Source organism: Lichenifustis flavocetrariae (genome assembly GCF_026130545.1).
Taxonomy (GTDB): Bacteria; Pseudomonadota; Alphaproteobacteria; order Rhizobiales; family Beijerinckiaceae; genus Lichenihabitans; species Lichenihabitans flavocetrariae.
The window spans coordinates 1-1,481 of the sequence record NZ_JAMOIM010000137.1; the positions used below are offsets into that span (position 1 = coordinate 1).

Here is a 1,481-nt window from a genome sequence, read left to right on the forward strand (position 1 = left end):
GCGAGCATTGCTCTTTCCTCGCCCGTCTTTGGCTATGCGATGGGGCAGTATGGCGCCGACTGGCTTGAGGGAAAGAGGATCCCTCAGGCTATGGATATCCTCCCGGTCGTTCTCACCGAGAAAAACATTGCCCAATACCAAGCGGATCTGGCCAATCCGGCAGAGGCATACCGTGACCCAGTTCGGCGAAGTGCATATCTCGTTCCGTACGGCAACATCTGCTACGACACCCGCGACCGGTATGTAAATTTTCCTTGGTCTTCCGAGCAGAAGTAGGCAGCGTCAATGACGCCCTCGTTCCGGGTCCTGTTAACCTCTCGCAAGGCGATTTTCGCCGGGCGGGCCAGGTCTCCAGGCGCGAGCTCCAGACGTTCGCCCCACAAAGCAGGAGCCGGGCCATTCTCGTAAATGACCCGGCTCAAGTATCATCGTGGCAAGTTAACACGCGACGGGCTAACGGGTGCACAATCCATGCCGTCCGCTGCCGCCTCGCTGATCTGCGTCTTGGCCGTACCTGTGGGAGATCAGGGCTGGTCCTTCGTGGCCAACATCAGGACGCCAGCACCGTTGCCAAATCTGACCCCGGCCCGCTCGAAGGTCTGCCGAATGACGCCACCCTGCTGAAGCGTAATGCTGGGTGTGCTGTCCACACCTTCGGCTTGCACGATGATCTCCTCTGGCACATTCGCGCCGGTCGCCAACTGCCGGACAGTCCAATTCAGCCGACGACGGGCTTCGCGGATTTGGCAACCGGTGATCATTGATGCACGTCCAAGTCGAGCCGCATGCCTGGGCTGTCACCCTCTTCGAGAATGAACTCTGAGGTCATCGCATTCCTTGGAGTGCCAGACTGAGTTCACCATCGCGATCAGCGCAGGTCGATCTCAGTCGAATGCATATCTGACGCATCACCAAGGATCTGGAGAGGAAGGCAAGTGGGAAAGGCTACGTGACGGCAGGCTTGAAGCCGAGCTCTAGTCTTCATCGGACCTGTCGAGCTTTTTGGACACACCGATCCCGTGACAATAACTCATCTCGCCACCCAGCCATCCCGTCACGAACATCAGCACAAGGCCAACAAGCGTTAGGATCAGCCCGCTCGATCCGAGTTCCACGTTTGCCTGCCGCCATGAGTAATTCACGGCTGTGATCCCCAAAAAGATCAAATTACCGACCGCGTGAGCCCAGGCGGCATGTAACTTGTGTGCGCGGTCGATCGCTGCAAAATCGATCATGCCTGGAAGAGCCGCCGCCGCACCAGACACAAGCGTTCCGAGTAGAAGCCATCGGGTGCCAAGCGCCCAGAACGGATCTCCGGTTCGCGCGAATGCCACATCTGCGCAGGCTGCGGCCACGTACATCCCGATGGTGATGGGCACGAGAGCCGGATGAAGCGGATGCCCCTTTATGGCTGCTACACTGCCTGTACCACCATGACGAACAGAGGTTTGGGTGCGGTTTGCCATAGCGGAAAAACGCTT

Annotated in this window: 2 protein-coding genes and 1 pseudogene; 1 reads left to right on the plus strand and 2 read right to left on the minus strand. The window is 58.4% G+C overall.

Annotation, left to right across the window (positions count from 1 at the left end):
- Positions 1 to 276, plus strand: a pseudogene (locus tag M8523_RS36260) (sugar ABC transporter substrate-binding protein); the annotation flags it as partial.
- Positions 277 to 524: 248 nt separating this feature from the next.
- Here the strand turns inward: M8523_RS36260 and M8523_RS36265 are convergent.
- Both M8523_RS36265 and M8523_RS36270 read right to left on the minus strand, forming a co-directional pair.
- Positions 525 to 761, minus strand: a complete 237-nt coding sequence (locus tag M8523_RS36265) for a helix-turn-helix domain-containing protein (RefSeq protein WP_282589637.1) — start codon at positions 759 to 761, stop codon at positions 525 to 527.
- Between the two features lie 213 nt (positions 762 to 974).
- On the minus strand, positions 975 to 1,481 hold a 507-nt coding region (locus M8523_RS36270), incomplete at its 5' end, for a DUF2231 domain-containing protein (protein WP_282589638.1).